At 47.3% G+C, this 6710-nt stretch carries 4 protein-coding genes; 2 read left to right on the top strand and 2 right to left on the bottom strand.

Features of this window, described 5'->3' with window-relative positions; all coding sequences use genetic code 11:
* Positions 1-1527 (top strand): ATP-binding protein (locus tag J0895_RS21920; RefSeq protein WP_207090120.1); only part of this gene is annotated, 1527 nt, incomplete at its 5' end.
* 18 nt (positions 1528-1545) lie between these two features.
* On the top strand, positions 1546-2574 hold the full coding sequence (locus J0895_RS21915; protein WP_207090119.1) for a response regulator: 1029 nt from the start codon (positions 1546-1548) through the stop codon (positions 2572-2574).
* Positions 2575-2613: 39 nt separating this feature from the next.
* Here the strand turns inward: J0895_RS21915 and J0895_RS21910 are convergent, their stop codons facing one another.
* A complete protein-coding gene (locus J0895_RS21910; RefSeq protein ID WP_207090118.1) occupies positions 2614-4131 on the bottom strand; it encodes an ATP-binding protein in 1518 nt (505 codons plus the stop codon).
* A gap of 390 nt (positions 4132-4521) precedes the next feature.
* Positions 4522-6357 (bottom strand): biosynthetic-type acetolactate synthase large subunit, encoded by a 1836-nt coding sequence (ilvB, locus tag J0895_RS21905; RefSeq protein ID WP_207090117.1) that lies wholly within the window; start codon positions 6355-6357, stop codon positions 4522-4524.
* Between the last annotated feature and the right edge of the window lie 353 nt (positions 6358-6710).

The raw sequence follows: 6710 nt of genomic DNA, 5'->3' as shown, positions 1-6710 counted from the left end.
ATTAGTCGTCTACAACGGGATGAGGCGTATCAGGCACTCCAGGAAAGCGAACTGCGCCTGCGCGCAGTTTTGGAAAATATGCCGGTGATGTTGACGGCATTTGATGTTGAGGGAAATATTATCGTCTGGAACCACGAGTGTGAACGAGTCACGGGCTATTCTGCGGCGGAAATTATTGGCAATCCCCAGGCTAAAAACCTGTTCTCGAATCAGTCTTCAGGGAGTGGGATATCGACAGAATTGAGTGCACCCTCTACCTCGCCGATTGTTGAGCCTGTGCCGTCGGTGAATACCCTACGGGATGCCATCATTGAAGAGGTGAATAAAGCGCGGAATCATGGACGCGCCCGGGAATGGCAAATCACCTGCAAAGATGGCACAATCAAGACCGTGGCTTGGTCTAATATTAGCTCACGCTTCCCGATCGCCAGTTGGGCCGGATGGGGAATTGGCATTGATATTACAGAGCGCAAACAAGCAGAACTCGCTCAAGAACAAGAATATCAGCAACTCCGGCAATTTATTAAAAATGCCCCGATCGCAATGGCGATGTTTGATACAGAAATGCGCTTTCTCGCCTACAGTAACCAATGGCTCACGGATCATAATTTGGTCTCCCAAAGTCTTTTGGGTTGCAGTTACTATGACATCTTTCCCGATATCAAAGAAGAGTGGAAAGAAATTCACCAACAGGGATTACAAGGAAAATTTATTTCTTTCACAGAAGATAAGTGGCAGCGGGCGGATGGTTCTGTTTTATACTTTCGGTGGGCGGTTCAGCCTTGGCACGTCAATCCCCTCAATTCTACAGAAGATGGCGAGGCGATCGGGGGTCTGATTATTGTGGCCGATCGCGTGGATGAATTGGTAAAAGCCCGCGAAGCCGCCCTCGAAGCGGCTAAAGCCAAATCACAATTTCTCGCCAATATGAGCCATGAAATTCGCACGCCCATGCATGGCGTTCTCGGAATGGCGGGGTTGATGCTGCATACCGACCTCACTCCCAAACAGCAGGAATATGCAGAAACTATTCGGATTTCTGCCAAACATTTACTCGGAATTCTTAACGATATCCTGGATTTTTCCAAACTTGAAGCCGGAGAAATGCACTTAGAAACTTTGGATTTTGATTTGTATGAATGTCTGCAAGATGTAGTGAACTTATTTAAACCCCAAGCGGAAGACCAAGGCATTACCTTAAAACTGCATTGTGAAGACAACCTGCCCCAATTTGTGCGAGGTGACCCCAGCCGATTGCGCCAAATTTTACTCAATTTAGTCAGCAATGCAATTAAATTCACCCCCTCCGGTTCTATTTCCCTAAAAGCTAGACTAGATGGGAAAACGAACCGCAAGACGCGGGTTTATTTTCAAGTCATCGATACGGGAATCGGAATTCCCCCGGAAGCCCGGGCTAAACTGTTTCAGTCTTTCTCCCAAGTCGATCCTTCCACCAGCCGTCAGTATGGCGGAACGGGATTGGGACTGGCAATTTGTGAGCAATTGGTCTCGATTATGCAGGGGTAAATTGGCGTAACCAGTGAAGTGAATCAGGGTTCAACCTTTTGGTTTACCCTGCAATTTCAGCCCGCCCATCGTCCTCGGGAAATGACAGGGGAATCTCCAAAAGCAATAGAGGGGGATTCTTTAGAAAAAACGGGCGATCGCTCTATTTCAGGTGGAAAAAAAGACCTGAAAATTTTGGTAGTAGAAGATCACTTAATCAATCAAACCGTTATACTTTCTCAGCTTGAAACCCTCGGCTACCAGGCAAACTGTGTGGCGAATGGTCTAGAAGCACTCAAGTGCCTAGAAGCGCAAGATTATGATATCGTCTTGATGGATTGCCAGATGCCATTGATGGATGGTTATACAGCCACTCAGGAATTACGTCGGCGAGAGGGGAATCAAAATCGCACGGTTGTGATTGCCTTGACTGCCCATGCCATGAAAGCCGATCGCGAGAAATGTTTAGCTTCCGGCATGGATGACTATTTGAGCAAACCCGTAGATGAAGAAGATTTAGCCCGCATTCTTCAGCAATGGGCCCATAAAATTCCCTCTATGCAGGGGAGTCATTCCCTAGAAACACCGAACGGAATAGACCCCTCTTATGGGGCGACAGACTCAGAATTGGCGGAATCCGGTGCTCTGGTCCCTGTGAATCCGAACTCGGATCAATTGACGTATTCCTCCACCGGGAATGGCAATGGTTCTGGAATCGACTCACCGGATTTTACCCTCCCAATCGATCGCGATCGCCTCGAAAAAATCTCTCGGGGTAAAATCTCGGTCAAACGGCAACTCCTGCAAATGTTTCTGGAAACAGCCTCCCAAGATTTACCGCCTTTAGAACGGGCGATCGCCTCTCAAGACTATTCTCAGGTGAAACATTTCGCCCACAGACTCAAAGGTTCTGCCGCCAACATGGGGGTTCCGATTCTCTCCGATCGCGCCAAGGAACTTGAAGAAATGGCCTGCCAACAAAGTTTGGAGGGGTCCACTGAACTTTTAGACTCGTTTCGCGAACTCCTCGATGCAGTGGATGTCTTTATTGAAACTGAACTGAGTTGATGATTTCCCTTTCCCGAAAAAGAATATCCCTTGTTGGGTTCACGCCGTCGCCCACTGTTCTAAGCCAGAAGTTGGCGGGTCCCGATTCTCCCGTTGTAACGGAATCTTTGCAGACTCTAATTCCCCCTCTCCCCCATCGACAGTTGCATCCAGATGTAAAGGCAGTACAATTTTAAACTCCGTTCCCTGTCCCAGGGTTGAGTTACAAGTAAACACCCCTTGATGCTTTTCGACAATAATTTGATAGCTAATGGATAATCCCAGTCCCGTCCCTTTGCCCATCGGTTTAGTCGTGAAAAAGGGTTCAAATAGTCGGTCCTGGATCTCCTGCGGAATCCCTTGACCATTATCTGTGATCTGAATGACTAGGGAATCATTCTGGACCTCTGTGTGAATACAAATCGTGGGGACCCGAGAAGTCAGACTCACTTCCGGCGATCGCCCAACAGTGTCCCCGCTTTCAGATGCCGGGGTATTCCCCATTTCCAACGCATCGATCGCATTCCCAATCAAATTAATAAAGACTTGATTGAGTTGTCCAATACAGCATTCTATTTCGGGTAAGTTCCCATAATCCTTGATGACTTTAATTTTATTCGATTTTAGCCGATGCTGTAAAATAACTAAACTACTATCAATCCCTTGATGAATATCCACCTGAATGCTTCGCCCCTGGTCCATCCGGGAGAAATTACGCATATCATTAGAAATTTCCAGGATGCGATCGACCCCCACTTGCAAAGACGACATCAAATTTGGTAAATCCTCACAGGTAAACTCCCAATCTATCTCTTGAGTAAACCCTTTAACCTCTGGACTCGGGTCCGGATTTGACCTTTGGTAAAGTTCCACCAGGGCTAATAAATGCTGAGTATATTGGCGGGCATGAGTAATATTGCCGGAAATAAATTGTAGGGGATTATTGATTTCATGGGCAATTCCTGCCACCAATTGCCCAAGGGCCGACATTTTTTCCGCATGAATCAGTTGAGTTTGGGTATTTTGCAGGTTTTCTACGGTTTGCCTGAGTTCTTTCGTGCGTTCCTCAACTCGCTGTTCTAGGGTTTCATGCATCAATTGCAGTTCCCTATAGGCTTCCTGCTGTTTTAAAAAATTAATATAAGCCTTGGAGTGATAGCGGATCCGGGCAATCAACTCGATGGGGTCCGGAAATTTGATTAAGTAGTCACTTGCACCCGCTGCAAATGCTTCTCCCTTGAGACTTGCTTCTTCCTCCGTAGAGAGAACCAACACTGGAATTTCCCGAGTTTTAGGATTAGCCCTCAAAAACCGAAGTAACATTAACCCATCAATTTCGGGCATGACTAAATCCAGTAAAATTACCGTAGGCGAACATTCGATTGCCTTATGAATCCCCCGAACTGGATTGCTACAGTAAAAAAACTCCATGTCTTTCTCAGAACTAAGTTTTCGCCTTAACACTTCTCCGACCACGGGCCGATCATCTATCAGTAAAATGGTGATGGGATAGTTTTTTTTAGAAAACCAAGGGGTGATTTCTTCTGAATACAAATGTTTGCCTACTGGTTCTTTCATAACTTTAATCCCGGGATTTTATTAGATAAATGAGTTGTTCAAACCTTTCTGGAAAATACCGTAATTTCACTGAAATCACCGAATTTATCTCTGGGCTATCTCGGATTGATTTCTCTTTTTAATTTTTCAACCCAATTTAAAATATTATCAAGGTAAATAGACCTATCTCGGTTTTAAAAAGATGCTTTGAAAGCCTGATTTTTCAAATATATCAAAAAAAATCCCATGAATCTATAAATTTTGTGGGGATGACTGATGATCTGATGTGAAATTGAGAAAAACTTTGAACCGTGATTCAATGAAGCGAGTTAAGCTGATTGCGATTTTATTTTTTGGAGTTCCCGAGAAGGGATCAGAGTCGGGTGGGGCATTCCCCACCCTCTGATTGACTTACAACGCAGTGCCACATTCGCTACAACACTTGTGGCTGACGGGGTTGAAATGACCGCAGGCGGCACAAGTTAGTCCATTGCTGAGGGCAGACTCATCTAAGTGAGGATGTAATCCCAGCATCCGATCATTGCCCGTACCGGGAACCACCATCGGATAGCAGTCTTCGTTGCGGGTGACCCGGATATCCAGAAGCATGGGGCCATCATGGGCGAGGAGTTGGGCGATCGCCCCGCTAAGTTCTTCGCGCGATCGCACCGCTAAACTCTTGATGCCATAGACTTCGGCTAACTTGGCAAAATCCGGCGTTCCTTTCTCCAAATTCGTCGCTTCATAGCGATCGCCATAGAACAAATGTTGCCACTGGCGGACCATGCCTAACCAGCCATTATTCAAAATGGCAATTTTCACCTTGATTCCATACTGGGCGATCGTGCCGAGTTCCTGGATATTCATCTGGAAACTGCCATCGCCGCTAATACAAATCACCTCTTCATCAGGCAGCGCTTTTTTAACCCCCACTGCCGCAGGTAATCCATATCCCATCGTTCCTAAACCGCCACTGGAAATCCACCGTCGCGGCCCATTTTTCAAAAATTGGGCGGACCACATTTGATGCTGACCCACATCAGTGGTATAGTAAGCCGTCGGTGCATGACGCCCAATTTCAGCAATCACTTCTTGGGGAGATAGCCCATCTGCGGGACGAGGAATTTCTAGGGGATATTCGTGCCGCCACTGTTCTACGCGATCGCGCCAGGGTTTCGTTTGTCCTTCCTCTACCCCATTACCTAATTCCCGATTTCGGTGCAATAAATCAATCAGCACCTGTCGCACATCTCCGACAATCGGCACATCAGGTTTGCGATTTTTCCCCACCTCTGCCGGATCGATATCAATGTGAATCACCTTCGCATTCCGGGCAAAATCCTCCAACTTGCCCGTCACGCGATCGTCAAACCGGGCCCCGACGGCAATCAATAAATCACAATCGCTCACCGCAAAGTTAGCATAAGCGGTGCCATGCATCCCTAACATTCCTAAAGACAGGGGATGATGCTCATCAAATGACCCTTTCCCCATCAGAGTAGTACAGACTGGCAGATAGAAATGTTCGGCGAGTTCCAAAATTTCCGCATGAGCACCGGAGGCGATCGCCCCGCCTCCCACATAGAGTAAAGGCCGCTGTGCCTCCCGAATCAAACTCAAGGCGCGATCGATTTGCCGGTTGTTGCCTTTCACCGTAGGACGGTATCCAGGCAAACTGACATTCCCCGGTTGTACCGGAGTATAGTCAAACTCCTGAGAGCCCACATCTTTCGGAACATCAATCAAAACCGGGCCGGGTCTTCCCGTACTCGCCAGATAAAACGCTTCGGCAATAATTTGTGCCATATCTTTGGGATCGCGCACTACATAAGAGTGTTTGACAATCGGTAAAGCGATCCCGAAAATATCGATTTCTTGAAAAGCATCACTACCGATCGCCGCCCGAGGCACCTGTCCCGTAATCGCCACCATTGGCACCGAATCTAAATAAGCTGTAGCGATCCCCGTCACGAGATTCGTTGCACCCGGTCCTGATGTTGCCAAACAGACCCCCACCTTCCCCGTGGCCCGAGCATATCCATCTGCCGCATGAGCTGCACCTTGTTCATGTCGGACCAAAATATGCTGTATTTCTCCAGCAGCTTCGGCCTGATAGAGTTCATCGTAGATCGGCAGGTTCGCGCCACCTGGATACCCAAAAATATGCTTGACACCGTGGCGTTTCAAACTATCAATTAACGCAAAAGCGCCAGATACGCGCTTAACTTCTACACTGGTTACTTGCACGGGATACCTCTGTTCTTTTTTGCTACTTCGGGATTGTTTTACTCAGATTTTTATGCTAAATCCTACATTTTCCCCACACGAATCCCGATTTTCTTGGCTTGAGAAAAAACGATAAGCTTGATTAGCATCCAGTTCTGTTTCCTACGACACGCTTCTCACCTGTACGGGGCGATCGCAGTTTATTTCTCCTGCGTACCCCCTACTGGTGGTAACCTTTATAGAGCGGGAGAGTTCGAGAGGGGAGCAAAACCCACGTCTTTTAAGCGTGGGATGTAGCGAACCCTTTCGCGCCCATGTTAATGGGCAGAGTCTTGTTCTGTGGGGTTAGGCAGTTGGTCTATCCAATCTTCGAT

It is taken from the genome of Phormidium pseudopriestleyi FRX01, assembly GCF_017313335.1.
Taxonomy (GTDB): Bacteria; Cyanobacteriota; Cyanobacteriia; order Cyanobacteriales; family Laspinemataceae; genus Laspinema; species Laspinema pseudopriestleyi.
Note: the sequence above shows the minus strand (reverse complement) of the source record. Positions and strands in the feature narration are given on the sequence as shown.

Bases quoted from the DNA above. Each gene is read 5' to 3' on its own strand.
- J0895_RS21910 (WP_207090118.1), bottom strand. From the start codon at position 4,131: ATGAAAGAACCAGTAGGCAAACATTTGTATTCAGAAGAAATCACCCCT.